We start from the raw sequence: 19,601 nt of genomic DNA, 5'->3' as shown, positions 1-19,601 counted from the left end.
CAGTAATGCTGGGTGGGGGAGCCCTGTCAGGAGGGGAACTGAGCCTCTGTGCCATTGCCGGCGCGCTCATCATTACCCTTATTCTGTTGCGCTTCGCCCGCCGTCATCTCTCGGTGAGCCGTCTGTTGCTTGCCGGTGTGGCGCTGGGCATCATCTGTAGCGCCCTGATGACCTGGGCGGTCTATTTTTCTACCTCATTTGATTTGCGCCAGCTGATGTACTGGATGATGGGCGGCTTCGGTGGCGTGAATTGGGAACAGGGCTGGCTAATGTTGTTGCTGGTGCCTGCCATCGTCTGGGGCTGCTTTCAGGCAGCGCCGCTGAACATCCTGGTGCTGGGCGAAGTTTCTGCTCGCCAACTGGGACTGCCGCTAACCTTCTGGCGCAACATCCTGGTGATCGCCATCGGCTGGATGGTGGGGGTGAGTGTGGCGCTGTCTGGGGCCATCGGCTTTATCGGCCTCGTTATCCCCCATATGCTGCGTCTGTGCGGGATTACCGACCATCGCTTGCTGCTGCCTGCTGCGGCCGTGACAGGCGGCGCTACGCTGCTTATTGCCGACATCATTGCGCGTCTGGCTCTGACCGCGGCAGAGTTGCCGATTGGTGTTGTCACCGCTACGCTGGGAGCACCGGTATTTATCTGGCTATTATTAAAAGCGGGCCGCTAAGGCTGCCACTCTGAACATCAACCTGAGGGAATGTTATGCCGAACGATATTCTGAACACCGAAGTGACGACCATTGATGGAGAAAAGACCACTCTGGAAAGCTACAAAGGCAAAGTGCTGCTGGTGGTTAACGTGGCCTCTAAATGCGGTTTGACGTCCCAGTATGAGCAACTGGAAGCGATGCAAAAGGCGCGGGAAAAAGAGGGGTTCAGCGTGCTGGGCTTCCCTTGCAATCAGTTCCTCGGCCAGGAGCCAGGCAGCGAAGAAGAGATCAAAACATTCTGCAGCACAACCTATGGCGTGACCTTCCCGATGTTCAGTAAAGTGGATGTTAACGGTGAGAACCGCCATCCGGTTTATCAGAAGCTGATTGCGGCAGCACCGACCGCCCTGGCGCCAGAGGGCAGCGGTTTTTATGAACGTATGGCCAGTAAAGGCCGCGCGCCGCTCTCGCCGGAGGACATCCTGTGGAACTTCGAGAAGTTCCTGATCGGTCGCGACGGGAAGGTGATCCAGCGCTTTTCACCGGATATGACGCCAGACGATCCGGCCATCACCTCTGCGGTTGAAAAGGCGCTGGCCAGCTAATGACCGTCCTGATGCAGCTCAGCGCCGTAGCGGTGAAAGGGCGGCTGGGCCCGCTCGATAGCACCGTCAATGGTGGGGAGATCGTGCATCTTGTCGGGCCGAACGGTGCCGGGAAAAGCACGCTGCTCTCCCGTATGGCGGGTTTAACCGGTGGTAAAGGGAACATTACCTTACTGGGGGAACCCCTTTCGCGCTGGTCTCCCGCCTCGCTGGCCTGCCGCAGGGCATATCTGGCGCAGCAGCAAACTGCGCCGTTCGCTATGCCGGTCTGGCACTATCTGACGCTGCATCAGCATACCAACCCGCAAAAGGGGCTGTTAAGTGACGTGGCAGCGATGCTGGGTATTGAAGATAAGCTGTCCCGAAACGTCAGTCAGCTTTCGGGGGGAGAGTGGCAGCGTGTGCGGCTGGCAGCGGTGATCCTGCAAATCCATCCCCAGGGCAATCCCCACGGTCAACTGCTGCTGCTGGATGAACCCATGACCAGTCTCGATGTGGCCCAGCAGGTAGCGCTCGACAGAGCATTGAGCGCACTTTCACAGCAGGGGGTTGCGGTAGTCATGAGCAGCCACGATCTCAACCATACGCTACGCCACGCGCATCGCGTCTGGCTGCTGAAGCGGGGGCAACTCATTGCCAGCGGGGCGCGTGACAGCGTGCTGACGCCGCCGAATCTGGCGAAAGCGTATGAGATGTCTTTCCGCCGCCTGGACATCGAAGGTCACAGAATGATCATTTCGACGTCACAGGAATAACCGCTTGTTGCACAGCGACATATTCACAGGCTAAATTACAGAAAATTCAAAAAATCAGAGGATTCATCGGGAATGCGATTCTGTTTTCTCCTGGTAGCCGCGCTATTTCTTGCAGGATGCAGCAGCCATCGCGCACCGCCGCCCAACGCGCGGCTGTCTGATTCTATCGCCGTAATTGCCGGTCTTAACGATCAACTCCATAGCTGGGGAGGCACGCCTTATCGTTACGGCGGCATGACCCGTGGTGGGGTGGATTGCTCGGGGTTTGTCCTGCTGACCTTTCGCGACAAGTTTGCCCTGCAGTTGCCGCGAGAAACGCGCCAGCAGGCAACTATAGGCACCGAAATTGATAAAGACGATCTGTTACCGGGCGATCTGGTGTTCTTCAAAACCGGCTCCGGAGAGAGCGGCCTGCATGTCGGGATCTACGATACCGATAATCAATTTATACACGCCTCGACCAGCCGCGGTGTAATGCGTTCGTCTCTCAACAACGTTTACTGGCGCAAAAATTTCTGGCAAGCCCGGCGTATTTAACCCCGTCGCGCCAGGCGGGCGCGACGCAGCATAATTTTTAAATGAGATTCGTTTTAAGGCTTAATTTACCGGGAGGCCAGAGGTCTGAATTAATTTGATGCAATTCTGGTAGTTAAGCTAAACTGGCTATTAAGCAGCAACCAGGATAAGATTATTTCAGGGCTAAGGAAAATCCGAAAATTAAAAGGAACGAATGAATTTATTCCTATTAAAATCCATAAGGTTGAATTGCTTCAGCACATGTTTCAGGATGTCATGTATCGTCTTTAAATCAGGACGGATGCCATGATTGTGATGCTGGATATTGCGTACCAAACAGAATTTTTATTAGTCCCTGCGCGCCATGACTCAGGAGCGCTTAAAGGACTTGAAATAAACGTCAACTTTGTTGGCGTTAACAACCAGGTGCGCATACCTACCGAGCTGGTGCGGCCTATGCTAACCCCTGCACAGGAGTTGATGCTGTTTCAGGAGCAGCTCGCCTTGCTTGAAACCTGCAAGCTCTTTTTTATTCAGCATCAGCTCATCGCCTGGATAAATATCTCCCCGGTTATCGTTGAATACCTGTTAACAGAAGACGAAGGTGTTTCAATATGTGAACGATATCCATGGCTGGAGTTCACCATTTATGAGAACTACCCTGACCTTAATAAAGGTAATTTAAATAACACGCTAATGAATTTTGCGCTGCGCTTTCCGCTGGTGTTGGGTAATTTCGGAACCGGGGATGCGTCAACCAAAGCCATTTTTGATGGCATGTTTAAACGCGTGGCGCTGGATAAAAATTTCATTCAGAATCATCTTACTGAAAATACCTTCGATCCTTTTTTACGGGCTATCTTTGCCCAGGTATCGCCGTACTGTCAGTCGCTGATGGTGGCGGGGGTTAATGATGATATCGCCTTGCAACGGCTGTCGGTTTACGGCTTCAGTGCCATGCAGGGCAACCTCTGGCCTGCCGTTCCCCTTGAGCGGATCACGTCCCTGGTGCAGTGATAACCTTGGTCTTAACCGGTGTTTAACATCTGACAAACCCACTACACTAAAAGCAGGAGGACCTATGACCCTGTCTTTTACCGCGCACTGGCATGATGAACTACCTGGTTTTTACACGGCACTGAAACCCACGCCCCTGAACAATGCCCGTCTAATCTGGCATAACACGGCGCTGGCAGACGAACTGGCAATCCCGGCCTCGCTCTTTCGCCCTGAACAGGGCGCTGGCGTCTTTGGCGGCGAAACGCTGCTGCCGGGCATGCAGCCGCTGGCGCAAGTCTACAGCGGGCACCAGTTCGGCGTCTGGGCCGGACAACTGGGTGACGGGCGGGGGATCCTGCTTGGCGAACAGCAGCTTGCCAATGGCCAAACGATGGACTGGCACCTGAAAGGGGCCGGGCTCACGCCATACTCGCGTATGGGCGACGGTCGCGCCGTGCTGCGCTCCACCATCCGCGAAAGCCTGGCTTCCGAGGCGATGCATGCCCTGGGCATTCCCACTACCCGCGCACTGTCGATTGCCACCAGCGATACCCCCGTCGCGCGTGAAACGATGGAGCAGGGAGCCATGCTGATCCGTGTTGCCCGGAGCCATGCCCGTTTCGGCCATTTTGAACACTTCTACTATCGCCGCGAGCCGGAAAAAGTCCGCCAGCTGGCAGATTTTGTTATTCGTCACTACTGGCCGCAGTGGCAGGACGAGGCCGATAAGTACATTCTCTGGTTCCGCGACGTGGTGGCGCGTACCGCATCCCTGATCGCCAGCTGGCAGACGGTGGGCTTTGCTCACGGCGTAATGAATACCGATAACATGTCGATTCTCGGGCTGACTATCGATTATGGCCCGTACGGTTTCCTCGATGACTATCAGCCGGGTTATATCTGCAACCACTCCGACTATCAGGGGCGTTACAGCTTTGATAACCAACCTGCTGTCGGGCTGTGGAACCTGCAGCGTCTGGCCCAGACCCTGTCGCCGTTCATTGATGTTGAAGCGCTCAACGACGCGCTGGATAGCTATCAGGAGGTGCTCCTGCAGCAATACGGCAAACTGATGCGCCGCAAGCTGGGGCTGATGACCGAGGAGAAGGGCGATAACACCATCCTGAATAACCTGTTTGCGCTGATGGCCCGGGAAGGCAGCGACTACACCCGCACCTTCCGCATGCTGGGGCAAACCGAGCAGCAGAGCCCCGCTTCGCCGCTTCGCGATGAGTTTATCGACCGTCAGGCCTTTGATAACTGGTTTGCGTCTTACCGCGCGCGCCTGCAGCAGGAGAATGTTGCCGACGATGTGCGTCAGGCCCAAATGAATGCCGTCAACCCGGCGATGGTGCTGCGTAACTGGCTGGCGCAGCGGGCGATCGAACAGGCCGAAAAAGGCGATTACGCTGAGCTTCACCGCCTGCATGAGGCCCTGCGGACGCCGTTTGCTGACCGTAACGATGACTATATCAGCCGCCCGCCAGACTGGGGCAAGCGGCTTGAGGTGAGTTGCTCAAGCTAACGCGTGAGAATACCGGCTGCGGTGGCGAAGGGATTATTTTGTGAGGATGAGTTTTCCGGCATGTGTCTGGCGCAACAGGTAGTGCTGACCATGATGCTCAATGATGACGCGTCCCTCTTCGCCCAGCAGCTGTTTACTGTCGATACGGCGATCGGTCGCCTCCGTGGCTGGCGCGGTTTTGTCTTCATGACGGGTAAGCGTTGCTGCACTGTTATCCATAGGTGATATATAATTTTTTAAAATAGCAATCAATGTAACATTGATAAGCATTATCGATAAACTGACCGGTCCAGCAACTCTTTTTGTGAGAAAAGGTGAGAGGCTTGAGAGATGCGACCTGAAAAAAAGCCCGTTGGTGCTTAACTTACCGGGCCTACGGTAGGGGTTTGTAGGCCGGGTAAGGCGTAGCCGCCACCCGGCGCAGGTGCTAAAAGCGTGAGTCCACCGCCGCCGCCAGTTTATCCAGCAGCACTTCAGTATCTTCCCAGCTCAGGCAAGGATCGGTGATTGACTGTCCGTAAGTAACAGGCTGGCCGACCACCACTTTTTGCGTACCTTCGCGCAGGAAACTTTCCGCCATCACCCCGGCAATGGCGCTGGAGCCGTTGCGGATCTGCTGGCAAACCTCGTCGCAGACGTCGAGCTGGCGACGGTGCTGCTTCTGGCAGTTACCGTGGCTGAAATCCACCACCAGCTGTTCCGGCAGGTCGAACTCGCGCAAGGTATCGCAGGCTTCCGCGATATCCTGGGGATGATAGTTTGGCTGTTTGCCGCCGCGCATAATGATATGGCCGTAGGGGTTGCCGCTGGTCTGATAGATGGTCATCTGACCGTTCTTGTCCGGCGACAGGAACATATGGCTGGCGCGGGCGGCGCGGATGGCATCTACCGCGATGCGGGTATTGCCGTCGGTGCCGTTTTTAAAGCCCACCGGGCAGGAGAGCGCCGAGGCCATTTCACGGTGGATCTGGCTTTCGGTGGTACGGGCGCCAATCGCCCCCCAGCTGATGAGATCGGCAATAAACTGCCCGGTCACCATATCGAGAAATTCAGTGGCGGTAGGCACGCCAAGTTCGTTGACCTGCAATAGCAGTTTACGTGCCAGCTGGATGCCGTGATTGACCCGGTAGCTGCCGTTTAAATCGGGGTCCGAGATCAGCCCCTTCCAGCCTACCACCGTGCGCGGTTTCTCAAAGTAGGTACGCATCACGATCTCCAGTCGTGACTGCTGTTTATCCCGGAGTCCTTTCAGGCGCTGGGCGTAGTCCATCGCTGCGTCGAGGTCGTGAATAGAGCAGGGACCGACAATCACCAGCAGGCGGCGATCGTCCCCATTAAGGATTTTTTCAATACGTTTTCGTGACGTTGTCACGTGTTCGGCTACTGTCGCAGAAACAGGGTACCGCTGGGCCAGCTCTGCTGGCGTCACCAGGCTATCGATACGCGCTGTGCGCAGTTCATCGGTTTTATTCATGGTATTTCTCAGAATGTAGTGCTTCATCGGTAACTTACCGGGAAGTGATGGGCATCACCTTAAACCAATCCCCGCTGATTTCAAGTGCAGGGCACAGACGTGCCCTGTAATGGGGAGCGAGTATAAAGGATTATGAACCAATGTACTAGCCTGTTAGTACATGCGGCGATTCAGGCCCATAATATCGAGAATTTTGGTGGCGATCTCTTCGACCGAATAGTTGGTGCTGTTCAGACACGGAATATTGTTTTTTCGGTACAGGGCTTCGACTTCAGCCACCTCCATACGGCACTGGCGCATCGAGGCGTAGCGGCTGTTTTCCCGGCGCTCTTCACGGATGGCCGCCAGGCGTTCCGGGTTAATGGTCAGACCAAACAGCTTATGTTGCAGGGGTTTTAACGCTGCCGGAAGCACCAGATTATCCATGTCATCGGCGATGAAGGGGTAGTTGGCGGCGCGGATCCCGAACTGCATCGCCAGATAGAGGCTGGTAGGGGTCTTACCGCAGCGCGACACCCCGAGCAGAATGACCTGGGCCTGATCGAGATTACGCAGCGAAATGCCGTCGTCATGGGCGAGAGTGTAATCGATGGCGGCGATACGCGCGTCATATTTAATGATGTTCGCCGGGTTCAGGCCGTGGGTGCGGTGCGCCACCGGGGTGGGATCCAGTTTCATCTCCTGTTGTAGAGGGGCCACCAGCGCCTGGACGATATCCTGGCAAAAGCCTTCGCTCTGCAAAATGATCTGGCGAATCTCCGGGATGACAATCGAATAGAAGACCAGCGGGCGCACGCCGGTCTGCTGAAAAATGGCATCGATTTGATCTTTCACCGCTCTGGCGCGGCTCTCGTTTTCTACAAACGGCAGGGTGATGCTGTTAATGGAAACCGGGAACTGCGACATGACTGCGTGGCCCAGTACTTCGGCGGTGATGGCCGTACCATCGGAAATATAAAAAACGTGGCGATCGACAGCATTATCCATTTTGCACACTCGTATATCAGATGTAATTGACTGAAAGCATAAATTAAAAAAGTAAAATACAACAGGCAATGTAGGCCGGAAAATAAAAATGAAACGCTATTTTTATTTTAAATGAAAGGGGTGTTTCATTTTTCAAAATCACCCTAAAGTCTGAGTATTTTTGTGGGAATCCATAAGAATCATTAGGTTAGCATTTAAGCGGGAAGAGTCTGAAAAGCTAAAAAATAAATGTGCTTACACGATTCACCGTTTTTTTAGCGCGAATAAATATGACAGTATAAATACGCAGTAAGGAACTTCTCAAAACCCGTTCATATATCATAAAAGGATTGTTTCGATGTCCAACAATGGCTCGTCACCGCTGGTGCTTTGGTATAACCAACTCGGCATGAATGATGTAGACAGAGTTGGAGGCAAAAATGCCTCCCTGGGTGAAATGATTACAAATCTGTCCAGTATGGGTGTCTCCGTACCGAATGGATTTGCTACCACCGCCGATGCTTTTAACTATTTTCTGGATCAAAGCGGCGTAAACCAGCGCATTTACGAACTACTGGATAATACGGACATTGATGATGTCTCCGAGCTTGCAAAAGCCGGGGCTCAGATCCGCCAGTGGATCATCGACACACCTTTCCAGCCTGAACTGGAAAAAGCCATTCACGACGCCTACAACCAGCTTTCCGCTGACGATGCGCAGGCCTCCTTTGCCGTGCGCTCCTCTGCGACCGCAGAAGATATGCCAGATGCCTCCTTCGCCGGACAGCAGGAGACCTTCCTCAACGTGCAGGGCTACGATGCGGTGCTGGTGGCGGTAAAACATGTGTTTGCCTCCCTGTTTAACGACCGCGCAATCTCCTATCGCGTGCATCAGGGTTATGACCACCGTGGCGTTGCGCTCTCGGCGGGCGTGCAGCGCATGGTGCGTTCAGATCTGGCCTCATCAGGGGTGATGTTCTCTATTGATACCGAATCGGGTTTCGATCAGGTGGTCTTTATCACCTCTGCCTGGGGTCTGGGCGAGATGGTGGTGCAGGGTGCCGTCAACCCTGACGAATTCTATGTTCACAAGCCAACCCTGGCTGCGGATCGCCCGGCTATCGTGCGCCGTACCATGGGGTCGAAAAAGATCCGCATGGTTTACGCCCCAACCCAGGAGCACGGCAAGCAGGTTCGCATTGAAGATGTGCCGCAGGAACAGTGCGATCGCTTCTCGCTGACCGATGCCGAGGTGCAGGAGCTGGCGAAGCAGGCGGTGCAGATTGAGAAGCACTATGGCCGTCCGATGGATATCGAATGGGCGAAAGACGGTAACACCGGCAAACTGTTCATCGTCCAGGCGCGTCCGGAAACCGTCCGTTCCCGCGGCCAGGTGATGGAGCGTTACACCCTGCATGCCCAGGGCAAAATCATCGCTGAAGGCCGTGCCATCGGCCACCGCATCGGCGCAGGCCCGGTGAAGGTTATCCACGATATCAGCGAAATGAACCGTATCCAGCCGGGGGACGTGCTGGTAACAGACATGACCGACCCGGACTGGGAACCGATCATGAAAAAGGCCTCGGCAATTGTCACCAACCGTGGCGGTCGCACCTGTCACGCGGCGATCATCGCCCGTGAGCTGGGTATTCCGGCGGTCGTCGGCTGTGGTGACGCCACGGAACGTATGAAGGACGATGAGAACGTCACCGTCTCCTGCGCCGAAGGCGACACCGGTTATGTCTACGCGGAGCTGCTGGACTTCAGCGTGAAGAGCTCCAGCGTGGATACCATGCCGGATCTGCCGCTGAAGATTATGATGAACGTCGGCAACCCGGACCGGGCGTTTGACTTCGCCTGCCTGCCAAACGAAGGCGTTGGCCTGGCGCGACTGGAGTTCATCATCAACCGTATGATCGGGGTTCACCCGCGTGCGCTGCTGGAGTTCGACGACCAGGATCAGAAGCTGCAAAAAGAGATCCGCGAGATGATGAAGGGCTACGACTCGCCGAAAGAGTTCTACGTTGGCCGTCTGACTGAAGGGATTGCGACGCTGGGTGCGGCATTCTTCCCGAAACGCGTCATCGTGCGTCTCTCCGACTTCAAATCTAACGAATATGCCAACCTGGTGGGCGGCGAGCGTTATGAACCAGAAGAAGAGAACCCGATGCTGGGCTTCCGTGGCGCCGGTCGTTATGTCTCTGACAGCTTCCGCGACTGCTTTGCCCTGGAGTGCGAGGCGGTAAAACGCGTGCGTAACGATATGGGGCTGACCAATGTTGAGATCATGGTGCCGTTCGTGCGGACCGTGGATCAGGCGAAAGCGGTCATTGACGAACTGGCGCGTCAGGGGCTGAAGCGCGGCGAGAACGGGCTCAAAATCATTATGATGTGTGAGATCCCGTCCAACGCCCTGCTGGCAGAGCAGTTCCTGGAACACTTCGACGGCTTCTCTATCGGCTCGAACGATATGACGCAGCTGGCGCTGGGTCTGGATCGCGACTCCGGCGTGGTTTCCGCGCTGTTTGATGAGCGTAACGAGGCGGTTAAAGCGCTGCTGTCGATGGCCATCCGCGCCGCGAAGAAGCAGGGTAAGTACGTGGGTATCTGTGGTCAGGGCCCGTCCGACCATGAAGACTTTGCCGCATGGCTGATGGACGAGGGGATCGACAGTCTCTCCCTCAACCCGGACACCGTGGTACAAACCTGGCTGAGCCTGGCCGAACTGAAAAAGTAACATTCAGCTTCTGCACGATAAAAGGTGAGGATATTGATCCTCACCTTTTTTATTTCCCCCGAGACTTGCTCTCCATCACAAATAAATCAAAAAACTAAATATCATAATTTGTCTGTTAATTTAGACAATTGTTAGCGGGCAAAGCGTTGCTAATAATTGAGCCTCGAATGCGCACGAATCTGATTCTTGCGCAGCTGGTTGAAATAATTTTAACCTGATAAAAAGGCTCATTAAAAATGACAATTTCCTCTGTATTGAGTACGAAGGATAAAATAGGCTATGGATTAGGTGATATGGCCAGCGCGCTGGTTTGGCAAACCGCGACGTTATTTTTGGCCTACTTTTATACCGATGTTTTTGGCCTGCCTGCGGCCATTATGGGTACCATGTTTTTAGTCGTCAGGGTGGTGGATGCCTTTGTCGATCCCTGTATTGGGGCGCTGGTCGATCGCACCCAAACCCGCCACGGTCGTTTTCGCCCCTGGCTGCTCTGGTTCGCCATTCCGTTTGGCGTCAGCTGCCTGATTACCTTCTATGTTCCGGACGTAGGCGCCACGGCAAAAATTATCTATGCCTGCGTAACCTACGCTATTTTAAGCCTTATCTACTCCGCCATTAACGTGCCTTACTGCGCAATGCCCGGCGCTCTGACGCTGGATCCGCGCGAGCGCCACTCCCTGCAATCCTGGCGTTTTGGTTTGTCGTTTATCGGCGGTCTGATCGTCACGGTTATCGCCTTACCGCTGGTCTCTTATTTAGGCAATGATAACGTTCAGAAGGGCTATTTTTATGCCATGAGCCTTATGGGGTTATTAGGCATTATCTTATTCTTCTGCTGTTTCTTTATGACCCGCGAACGTTATTCTCCCCGTAATGACACCTCGGGCTCAATGCTGACGGATTTAAAACTGCTGGCCGGAAATAGCCAGTGGCGAATCGTTTTTCTGTTCAATATTCTCCTGCTTACCGCGGTGGTCACGCGTGGGTCAGCAACGATGTATTACGTGAAATATGTTCTGCTGCGCCCCGAACTGATTTTTGCCTTTATTGTCTCTGGGATGGTGGCTTCGCTGAGCGGTGCCTTATTATCCGAACGCCTGCTGGGAAAATTTGACCGGGTTCGCGCTTATCAGTGGACCATTATTACCTTCGTTATTTTTGGCGCGCTGATTTTCTTCATTCCGCCTTCCCAGGTCTGGCTGATCTTTGGTTTGAATATCATCTTCAGCTTCATACAAAACCTGACCACGCCGCTCCAGTGGACCATGTTCTCGGACGTGGTGGACTACGAAGAGCATCGCAGCGGTCGCCGACTCGACGGGCTGGTGTTCTCTACTGCGCTGTTCGCCATCAAATTTGGTCTTGCGCTGGGCGGTGCCGTGGTGGGCTGGGTGCTGGGGATGGTGGATTACGCGCCGGGAGAGGCCACCCAGGCCCCGCACGTGCTCTCTACGATCAACGCCTTGTTCACCCTGATCCCCTGCGGCCTGTTTATTTGCATGGTGCTGCTGCTGGCTGTCTACAAGCTCAACAGCCGACTGGTGGATACCATTGCGCGTGAACTCGCCAGCAAACGTGAAACCCGTAACGAGGCAGGGCACCTCAGCCCGGCAATTCATTCCGCAACTCAGGAGTAACTGATGACTGCTATTTACAAGGATGCGGGCCGTCCCGTGCAGGAGCGCGTCGCCGACTTACTGGCGCGCATGACCCCGGAAGAGAAATTTGCCCAGATGCACGCTTACTGGCTGATCCTCGATGAGAACGGCAACCACCGTGAGCGTAGCGATTTGAGCGATGAATTTGCCGGCGTAAGTGAACAGGCCGCCCTGAGCGAACGCCTGAAGCTGGGCGTCGGGCAGATCACCCGTCCGCTGGGCACCCACATTGTTGATGCCAGAACCGGCGTGCGCGCCGCTAACCGTCTGCAACGCATGATGATGGAGGAGACGCGGCTCGGTATACCGGCGCTGTTCCACGAAGAGTGCCTGGTGGGGCTGCTGTGTAAAGACGCCACCCTGTTTCCCTCCTCACTGAACTACGGTTCAACCTGGGATCCGGAGCTGGTGCAGCGTGCCGCTGAACAGATAGGTAAAGAGGCTCGCTCGGTTGGCTGCCAACAGGGGCTGGCACCGGTGCTGGACGTCTCCCGCGACGTGCGATGGGGACGAACAGAAGAGACCTTTGGCGAGGACCCGTGGCTGGTGGGGGTGATGGCAACGGCATATGTGAAGGGCTTGCAGGGCGATAAGCGCGATCTGCTGGCGACCCTCAAGCACTATGTTGGCCACTCCTTTAGCGAAGGGGCGCGCAACCACGCCCCGGTCCATCTTGGTTTCAGCGAACTCAACGACACCTTCCTGCTGCCTTTTGAGATGGCGGTGAAGCTGGCGAATGCCGGGTCAGTGATGCCGGCTTATCACGATATTGATAATCAACCCGGCCACAGCGACCACTTCCTGCTCACCACCGTGCTGCGCGAGCAGTGGGGCTTTGACGGCATCATCGTGGCGGATTACGGCGGCGTGAGTCTGTTGCATCAGCACCATGGGATAGCCCACGATGCAGCCGAATCGGCCGCGCTGGCCTTTAACGCCGGGCTGGACGTCGAACTGCCAAAAGATGACTGCGCCCGGCATCTGGCCGGGGCGGTGGAGCGGGGCCTGATGGCCATGGAGAAAGTGGATGAGATCGTCGCCCGCATACTGACCGAAAAATTCCGCCTTGGGCTCTTTGAACATCCCTATGCCGACGAAAACGCCATCGATCTGCAAAGTGACGAGACTCGCCGGGTGGCCCGCGAGGTGGCGACGCGCTCGCTCACCCTGCTGGAGAACCGCGGCGTACTGCCTCTCTCCGGCAAACCTCGCGTGGCGGTGGTTGGGCCCACGGCGGACGATCCGCTGGCGCTGTTAAGTGGCTACAGCTTCCCGGTCCATTTGATCATCAGTGACATGGTGGAAGAGACCGCCCAGGTGACCACCCCGCTGCAGGCGCTGAAACACTACCTGGGCGAGGGCCACGTTCAGTATGCGCAAGGGTGCCATATCATCGAAAAACGTATGGCGGGGGCCCCGGTTTTCCCGGGGGACAGCAGCGGCAAACCGATGCAGCAGTCACCGGTTTCGCAGGATACCCACCTTATCCCGCAAGCCGTGCGGGTCGCCAACGACAGCGATGTGGTAGTGGCATGCGTGGGGGACCTGGCGGGCCTGTTCCAGAGCGGCACCGTGGGTGAGGGCTCGGATACGGACAGCCTGAATCTGCCCGGCGTACAGCAGCAGTTGCTGGAGGCGCTGGTGGCGACCGGTAAACCGGTGATCGTGGTGATGACGGGAGGGCGGCCATACAACCTGCAGGGGCTGGAAGATCGCGTAGCGGCCCTGATGATGGCCTGGGCGCCGGGTCAGGAAGGCGGCTGGGCCATCGCCGATGTACTGACCGGGCGGGCAGAGCCACAGGGCAGGCTGGTGGTCAGCGTACCGAAAAGCGCGGGGGCAATGCCTTTCTACTACAACCACAAGCTGAAAAGCGGCGGTACGCCGTTCGCCTTCCACTTTGGGGCTCGCTATCCCTTTGGCTATGGCCTGGGCTGGACCACCTTCAGCTGGGGAGCCGCACGGCTGGCTGAGAGCAGGGTGCCCGTCGACGGCGAGGTGACGCTGAGCATCGACGTGAAAAACAGCGGCGAGCGCAGCGGGAGCGAAGTGGTCCAGGTTTACGTCCGGGATAAAGTCGCCAGCCAGGTGCGGCCCTTGCAGGAGCTAAAAGCCTTCCAGCGCGTCACGCTGTCTCCGGGTGAAAGCGCCACGCTCACCTTTACCCTGCCTGTGGATCTCTTCAACTTTACGCGCCGGGACGGCAAACGCGTGGTTGAGCCGGGCGAGTTTGAATTGCAGGTCGGGGCATCGTCGGCGGATATTCGCGAGGTGGTCACTGTCGAGGCGACGGGCGACACCCGGGTATTACCTTGCGAGTGGCGTATGGTGAGTCACTGCACGGTTGAGAAGAGCGCGAGCTAAGGTGCTGTAAAGGCGGGAATCTTTTCTCCCGCCTGGTTTGCAGGATAAAAAAAAGCCCATCGTGGGAGATGGGCAAAGACTACACACAGCAATTCGTTGTTTCACTCAGGGGATTTCCATGCTTATAAATCAAGGTGTTGTTGATTCATAACCGTGACCTAATAGTAGGCATAGGGAATTTTTGCGTCGATCAGATTCGTCTCAATAGTTTAAGAAGCATGAAGAATTTATGAAGTAGATTGAAGGAATTACGAGCAGGAGAGGCTTTAGCAGCGCTTAAGGGAAATCAAATTGATAAGTGGTGCTTAACATTCTGGTGGGCGAACCCACCAGAACGGGAGCGTTACTTTTTGACCTCGTCCGTTTCGTTAAGGGCGGCAAGCAGCACATCAGGATCGGTTGGCGGCAGCGGGACCTCATGGACCCACGCAGAGAAGAGTCGCCAGGAGACGGCCAGCAGTACCGGTCCGATAAACAGGCCGATCATCCCAAACGCAATCAGCCCCCCGATAACGCCGGAGAGGATCAGAATCAACGGCAGGTCGGCACCCATGCGAATCAGAATCGGGCGGATAACGTTATCCATCGTGCCCACCACGCAGCTCCACACCAGCAGGAAGGTGCCCCAGGTGGTATCGCCGCTCCAGTAGAGCCAGACAATCGCCGGGACCAGAACCAGCAATGGCCCCAGCTGCATCAGGCAGGTTAACAGCATCAGCACCGTAAAGAGGGTGGCGTAAGGCACCCCGGCGATCGCCAGACCCACACCGCCCAGCACCGACTGCACCAGAGCAGTCACCACCACACCTAAAGCCACGGCCCGCACGGCCTGCGCCGCCAGCAGCATCGCCGCGTCGCCGCGTGTCGAGGCCAGACGGGTGGCGAAATGGCGAACGCCCAGCGCTACCTGCTCGCCGCGCCAGTAGAGCAGGGCGCTGAACAGCAGCATCAGTACGCAGTGCACGACGAAGCGGCCAAGATGGGCGGCGGTACCCACAAACCAGGTGGTGGTGGCGCCAATATAAGGCCGTACTTTCGCCATAATCGCGCTGCCGCCCATATCCAGCAGGTTATGCCAGCCGGCATAGAGTTTATCGCCAATCAGCGGGATATCGTTGAGCCAGGCCAGCTCCGGCAGCGTCATATCGCCGCTGGTGACACTGCTGATAAGCGGGCCGCTGCCGTCAACCAGGCTATTAACCAGCAATGCGACAGGAATGACAAAGAGCAGGACCAGGAGCAACGTCATCACCAGCACCGCCAGCGTCCGGCGACCAAACAGTAAGCGTTCAAGACGAATAAATAGCGGCCAGGTGGCGATAACCACCGTTCCTGCCCAGGCAAAACCGAGAATAAAGGGTTGAACAATCCACAGACACGCAATAATCATGATTGCCAGAAACAGCACCGACAGCAAAACTTGTGCAACGTCCCTGGGCTGGTGTCGATTGACCATAGATGAAATTTACCTTTTGAGAACACCGGCAAACCGGCGAGAACATAAAACCGCATCACTACAATCATTAGTGATTTCAGCCATTTTTAACAGGCAGATTCTGCCTGTAATTCTGTCGGGCGGATACGTTTAAAATGTGATACAAAATGTGAGACACAACGCAAACGATTATCTACAACTCTTAAGATTGGGCAGGGTCGACAGTAATGATCCCACAAATTTCTCAGGCACCCGGCGTCGTTCAGCTGGTGCTTAATTTTTTGCAGGCACTGGAGCAACAGGGTTTTACCGGCGATACCGCCACACGTTATGCCGACCGGCTGACCATGGCGACCGACAACAGTATCTACCAGCTACTTCCCGATGCAGTCGTTTTTCCCCGTTCTACCGCTGATGTGGCACTCCTGGCCCGTGTGGCCTCCCAGGAGCGTTTCGCTTCGCTGATTTTCACCCCTCGCGGCGGCGGCACTGGCACCAACGGCCAGGCGCTTAACACGGGGATCGTCGTCGATATGTCCCGCTACATGAATCGCATTATCGAGATCAACCCGGAAGAGGGTTGGGTGCGGGTGGAAGCCGGGGTGATTAAGGATCAACTCAATCAGTTTCTGAAGCCTTACGGCTATTTTTTTGCCCCGGAGCTGTCGACCAGTAACCGGGCTACTCTCGGCGGGATGATCAATACCGACGCCTCGGGACAGGGCTCGCTGGTCTACGGTAAAACCTCCGATCACGTTCTCGGCGTGCGGGCAGTTCTGCTGGGCGGCGATATTCTTGATACCCAGCCTGTGCCGGTTCAGCTTGCCGAAACGCTCGGCAAGGACAACACCGCCACCGGGCGCATCTACCGCACCGTGCTGGAACGCTGCCGCGATAACCGCCAGCTGATTATTGATAAATTCCCGAAACTGAACCGCTTCCTGACCGGTTACGATCTGCGTCATGTCTTTAATAACGATCTCAGCCAGTTCGATTTGACCCGTATCCTCACCGGCTCAGAAGGGACGCTGGCCTTTATCACTGAAGCGCGTCTCGATATCACCCGCCTGCCAAAAGTGCGCCGCCTGGTGAATGTGAAGTACAACTCCTTCGACTCTGCGCTGCGTAATGCGCCGTTTATGGTGGATGCCCGGGCGCTGTCTGTTGAGACCGTCGACTCAAAAGTGCTCAACCTGGCGCGGGAAGATATCGTCTGGCACTCGGTGAGCGAACTTATCACTGACGTGCCCGATAAAGAGATGCTGGGCCTGAACATTGTTGAGTTTGCTGGCGATGACGCAGCGCTTATCGAAAGCCAGGTCGCTGCCCTGTGCCAGCGGCTGGACGAACTTATCGCCCGGGGCGAGGGCGGGGTGATTGGCTGGCAACTGTGTAACGATCTCGCTGGCATCGAACGTATCTATGCGATGCGTAAAAAAGCGGTGGGGCTGCTGGGCAACGCCAAAGGGGCTGCCAAGCCGATACCGTTTGCTGAAGACACCTGCGTGCCGCCGGAGAACCTGGCGGACTATATCGTGGAGTTCCGCGCTCTGCTCGACAGCCACGGCCTGAGCTACGGCATGTTCGGCCATGTCGATGCCGGGGTGCTGCACGTGCGCCCGGCGCTGGATATGTGCGATCCGCAGCAGGAGATCCTGATGAAGCAGATCTCCGATGAGGTGGTGGCGCTCACCGCCAAATATGGCGGCCTGCTGTGGGGCGAGCACGGGAAGGGCTTCCGCGCAGAGTACAGTCCGGCCTTCTTTGGCGAACAGCTCTATGGCGAGCTGCGCAAAATCAAAGCGGCCTTTGACCCGAACAACCGCCTCAACCCCGGTAAAATCTGTCCGCCGGAGGGTGTCGATGCCCCGATGATGCAGGTGGATGCGGTCAAGCGTGGCACCTTTGACCGCCAGATCCCGATAGCCGTGCGCGCCTCCTGGCGCGGGGCGATGGAGTGTAACGGCAACGGCCTTTGCTTTAACTTCGATGCGAAAAGCCCGATGTGCCCGTCAATGAAGATCACCAGCAACCGCATTCACTCGCCGAAAGGACGTGCGACGCTGGTGCGCGAGTGGCTGCGCCTGCTGGCCGAACGCGGCGTCGATCCGCTTGCGCTGGAGAAAGAGTTGCCGGAGAAACGCGCCAGCCTGCGCACCCTTATCGATCGCACCCGCAACAGCTGGCATGCGCGTAAAGGGGAGTACGACTTCTCCCACGAGGTGAAAGAGGCGATGTCGGGCTGCCTGGCCTGTAAAGCCTGCTCTACCCAGTGCCCGATTAAGATCGACGTGCCGGAGTTCCGCTCCCGCTTCCTGCAGCTCTATCACAGCCGGTATCTGCGCCCGATGCGCGATCACCTGGTCGCGACGGTGGAGAGTTATGCCCCGCTGATGGCCCGCGCGCCGCGCACCTTTAACTTCTTTATTAACCAGCCGCTGGTACGGAAACTTTCCGAGAAGCATATCGGCATGATCGACCTGCCGCTGCTCTCCACGCCCTCCCTGCAGCGTCAGATGGTCGGCCACCGCTCTGCCAACCTGACCCTCGAGCAGCTTGAGGCGCTGAGCGCAGAGCAAAAAGCGAAAACGGTGCTGGTGGTGCAGGATCCCTTTACCAGCTATTACGATGCCCAGGTGGTAGCGGACTTTATTCGTCTTGCCGAGCGGTTAGGCTACCAGCCGGTGCTGCTGCCGTTTTCACCGAACGGCAAGGCGCAGCACATCAAAGGTTTCCTCAACCGCTTTGCGAAAACCGCGCAAAAAACCTCGGATTTCCTTAACCGGGTGGCGCAGCTGGGTATGCCGATGGTTGGGGTCGATCCGGCGCTGGTGCTCTGCTATCGCGATGAGTACAAGCAGACCCTCGGTGACAAGCGCGGCGACTTCCACGTCATGCTGGTACATGAGTGGCTGCCGACGATCCTCGATGCGCAACCCGCCCAGGAGACCAGCGGCGAGGCGTGGTATCTGTTCGGACACTGTACAGAAGTAACCGCATTGCCGGGCGCGCCAGCACAGTGGTCGGCCATCTTTGCCCGTTTTGGCGCGAAGCTGGAGAGCGTCAGCGTTGGCTGTTGCGGCATGGCCGGAACCTACGGGCACGAGGTGGTGAACCATGCGAACTCGCTGGGGATCTATGAGCTCTCCTGGCACCAGGCGATGCAGCGCCTGCCGCGCAACCGCTGCCTGGCGACCGGCTACTCCTGCCGCAGCCAGGTCAAACGCGTCGAGGGCAACGGCGTGCGCCATCCACTGCAGGCCTTACTGGAGATTATGGGATGATCTGGAAACGGGCTGTCACGTTACAGGCGTTAAACGCCATGGGCGACGGGAATATGGTGGGGTTGCTGGATATCCAGTTTACCCGTATCGGCGAGGATGAACTGGAGGCCACTATGCCGGTCGACAGCCGCACCCATCAGCCCTTTGGGCTGCTGCACGGCGGTGCGTCGGTGGTGCTGGCCGAAACCCTGGGCTCGGTGGCGGGCTATCTCTGCACCGAAGGAGAGCAGAAGGTGGTGGGGCTGGAGGTGAATGCCAACCATATTCGTTCCGTGCGCAGCGGCCGGGTGCGCGGCGTCTGCCGTGCGCTGCATGCTGGCTCACGCCATCAGGTCTGGGAGATTGAGATCCTGGATGAACAGAATCGCTTGTGCTGCTCGTCGCGGCTGACTACGGCTGTGATCTAAAGCGAAAGGCCGCAAAAGCGGCCTTTTTTCTTTCTTATCACCTTGAAAAAGGGAGACTTACTGGCGGGCCGCAAGAAATGTTAATTCGCGCGTCAAGGTTTATGAGATTATTCCTATACTCCTTCAAGAGCTAAGCCATATTGAGTGCCGGAGATAAGCGCCGGATGGAGCGAGAAGCCCTTAAGATTACTTCTGGTAGTCTTAAGGGCTTTCTTTTTACTGC

Annotated in this window: 15 protein-coding genes and 1 other RNA gene; 11 read left to right on the top strand and 5 right to left on the bottom strand. The window is 56.5% G+C overall.

Going from position 1 to position 19,601, the window contains the following annotated elements; genetic code table 11:
• The 6 genes from btuC to selO all read left to right on the top strand — a co-directional run.
• Positions 1-671, top strand: a 671-nt coding sequence (btuC, locus tag ACOKCT_RS11705) for a vitamin B12 ABC transporter permease BtuC (RefSeq protein ID WP_420193511.1), incomplete at its 5' end; no start/stop codon positions are given.
• Positions 672-706: 35 nt separating this feature from the next.
• Complete coding sequence (locus ACOKCT_RS11700) at positions 707-1,258, top strand: glutathione peroxidase (RefSeq protein WP_159339073.1); 552 nt, start codon at positions 707-709, stop codon at positions 1,256-1,258.
• The gene (btuD, locus tag ACOKCT_RS11695) at positions 1,258-2,013 is read left to right on the top strand and encodes a vitamin B12 ABC transporter ATP-binding protein BtuD (RefSeq protein WP_159339072.1); all 756 of its coding nucleotides are present in this window, start codon (positions 1,258-1,260) and stop codon (positions 2,011-2,013) included. Before ACOKCT_RS11700 ends, btuD begins: the two co-directional genes overlap by 1 nt.
• Positions 2,014-2,085: 72 nt before the next feature.
• Positions 2,086-2,550, top strand: coding sequence for an NlpC/P60 family protein (locus ACOKCT_RS11690; RefSeq protein WP_103179311.1), 465 nt, complete (start codon positions 2,086-2,088; stop codon positions 2,548-2,550).
• Positions 2,551-2,835: 285 nt separating this feature from the next.
• Complete coding sequence (locus tag ACOKCT_RS11685) at positions 2,836-3,546, top strand: EAL domain-containing protein (RefSeq protein ID WP_214421877.1); 711 nt, start codon at positions 2,836-2,838, stop codon at positions 3,544-3,546.
• A gap of 64 nt (positions 3,547-3,610) precedes the next feature.
• Positions 3,611-5,053 (top strand): protein adenylyltransferase SelO, encoded by a 1,443-nt coding sequence (gene selO, locus ACOKCT_RS11680; protein ID WP_156654362.1) that lies wholly within the window; start codon positions 3,611-3,613, stop codon positions 5,051-5,053.
• A 33-nt stretch (positions 5,054-5,086) separates the two neighbouring features.
• On the opposite strand, the gene hemP is transcribed toward selO, so the two are convergent.
• The 3 genes from hemP to ppsR form a co-directional block, all read right to left on the bottom strand.
• A complete protein-coding gene (gene hemP / locus ACOKCT_RS11675; RefSeq protein ID WP_159339069.1) occupies positions 5,087-5,281 on the bottom strand; it encodes a hemin uptake protein HemP in 195 nt (64 codons plus the stop codon).
• Between the two features lie 199 nt (positions 5,282-5,480).
• Entirely contained in the window at positions 5,481-6,527 is a 1,047-nt protein-coding gene (aroH, locus tag ACOKCT_RS11670) for a 3-deoxy-7-phosphoheptulonate synthase AroH (RefSeq protein ID WP_159339068.1), read from the bottom strand.
• 153 nt (positions 6,528-6,680) lie between these two features.
• Positions 6,681-7,514 carry a pyruvate, water dikinase regulatory protein gene (gene ppsR / locus ACOKCT_RS11665; protein ID WP_103179315.1) on the bottom strand — a complete coding sequence of 278 codons (834 nt, stop codon included), beginning with the start codon at positions 7,512-7,514 and terminating at the stop codon, positions 6,681-6,683.
• Positions 7,515-7,851: 337 nt separating this feature from the next.
• On the opposite strand from ppsR, the gene ppsA reads away from it, so the two are divergent.
• The 3 genes from ppsA to ACOKCT_RS11650 all read left to right on the top strand — a co-directional run bounded on the left by ppsA (position 7,852) and on the right by ACOKCT_RS11650 (position 14,252).
• A complete protein-coding gene (gene ppsA, locus ACOKCT_RS11660) occupies positions 7,852-10,230 on the top strand; it encodes a phosphoenolpyruvate synthase (RefSeq protein WP_103179316.1) in 2,379 nt (792 codons plus the stop codon).
• A gap of 236 nt (positions 10,231-10,466) precedes the next feature.
• Positions 10,467-11,867 carry an MFS transporter gene (locus ACOKCT_RS11655; RefSeq protein ID WP_103179317.1) on the top strand — a complete coding sequence of 467 codons (1,401 nt, stop codon included), beginning with the start codon at positions 10,467-10,469 and terminating at the stop codon, positions 11,865-11,867.
• Positions 11,868-11,870: 3 nt separating this feature from the next.
• Positions 11,871-14,252 (top strand): glycoside hydrolase family 3 N-terminal domain-containing protein, encoded by a 2,382-nt coding sequence (locus ACOKCT_RS11650; protein WP_263950918.1) that lies wholly within the window; start codon positions 11,871-11,873, stop codon positions 14,250-14,252.
• 44 nt (positions 14,253-14,296) lie between these two features.
• Here ACOKCT_RS11650 and rprA read toward each other — a convergent pair.
• Positions 14,297-14,407, bottom strand: an RNA gene (gene rprA, locus ACOKCT_RS11645) — antisense sRNA RprA.
• Positions 14,408-14,595: 188 nt separating this feature from the next.
• Complete coding sequence (gene ydiK, locus ACOKCT_RS11640) at positions 14,596-15,708, bottom strand: AI-2E family transporter YdiK (protein ID WP_420193510.1); 1,113 nt, start codon at positions 15,706-15,708, stop codon at positions 14,596-14,598.
• A 206-nt stretch (positions 15,709-15,914) separates the two neighbouring features.
• On the opposite strand from ydiK, the gene ACOKCT_RS11635 reads away from it, so the two are divergent.
• Together ACOKCT_RS11635 and menI are read left to right on the top strand one after the other, a co-directional pair.
• The gene (locus ACOKCT_RS11635; protein ID WP_159339065.1) at positions 15,915-18,971 is read left to right on the top strand and encodes an FAD-binding and (Fe-S)-binding domain-containing protein; all 3,057 of its coding nucleotides are present in this window, start codon (positions 15,915-15,917) and stop codon (positions 18,969-18,971) included.
• On the top strand, positions 18,968-19,378 hold the full coding sequence (gene menI / locus ACOKCT_RS11630) for a 1,4-dihydroxy-2-naphthoyl-CoA hydrolase (RefSeq protein WP_103179321.1): 411 nt from the start codon (positions 18,968-18,970) through the stop codon (positions 19,376-19,378). The genes ACOKCT_RS11635 and menI overlap by 4 nt, the downstream gene beginning before the upstream one ends.
• The last annotated feature ends 223 nt before the right edge of the window (positions 19,379-19,601 follow it).

The organism is Leclercia sp. M-A074-M (assembly GCF_965195605.1).
Lineage (GTDB): Bacteria > Pseudomonadota > Gammaproteobacteria > Enterobacterales > Enterobacteriaceae > Enterobacter.
The sequence above is the reverse complement of the archived record's forward strand: the minus strand, read 5'-3'. Positions and strand labels throughout refer to the sequence as shown.

Coding starts and splice junctions, on each gene's coding strand:
- selO (WP_156654362.1), top strand. CDS start 3,611: ATGACCCTGTCTTTTACCGCGCACTGGCATGATGAACTACCTGGTTTT.
- btuD (WP_159339072.1), top strand. CDS start 1,258: ATGACCGTCCTGATGCAGCTCAGCGCCGTAGCGGTGAAAGGGCGGCTG.
- ppsR (WP_103179315.1), bottom strand. CDS start 7,514: ATGGATAATGCTGTCGATCGCCACGTTTTTTATATTTCCGATGGTACG.
- ACOKCT_RS11635 (WP_159339065.1), top strand. CDS start 15,915: ATGATCCCACAAATTTCTCAGGCACCCGGCGTCGTTCAGCTGGTGCTT.
- ydiK (WP_420193510.1), bottom strand. CDS start 15,708: ATGGTCAATCGACACCAGCCCAGGGACGTTGCACAAGTTTTGCTGTCG.
- ACOKCT_RS11650 (WP_263950918.1), top strand. CDS start 11,871: ATGACTGCTATTTACAAGGATGCGGGCCGTCCCGTGCAGGAGCGCGTC.
- ACOKCT_RS11690 (WP_103179311.1), top strand. CDS start 2,086: ATGCGATTCTGTTTTCTCCTGGTAGCCGCGCTATTTCTTGCAGGATGC.
- ACOKCT_RS11685 (WP_214421877.1), top strand. CDS start 2,836: ATGATTGTGATGCTGGATATTGCGTACCAAACAGAATTTTTATTAGTC.
- menI (WP_103179321.1), top strand. CDS start 18,968: ATGATCTGGAAACGGGCTGTCACGTTACAGGCGTTAAACGCCATGGGC.
- ACOKCT_RS11700 (WP_159339073.1), top strand. CDS start 707: ATGCCGAACGATATTCTGAACACCGAAGTGACGACCATTGATGGAGAA.
- ACOKCT_RS11655 (WP_103179317.1), top strand. CDS start 10,467: ATGACAATTTCCTCTGTATTGAGTACGAAGGATAAAATAGGCTATGGA.
- aroH (WP_159339068.1), bottom strand. CDS start 6,527: ATGAATAAAACCGATGAACTGCGCACAGCGCGTATCGATAGCCTGGTG.
- ppsA (WP_103179316.1), top strand. CDS start 7,852: ATGTCCAACAATGGCTCGTCACCGCTGGTGCTTTGGTATAACCAACTC.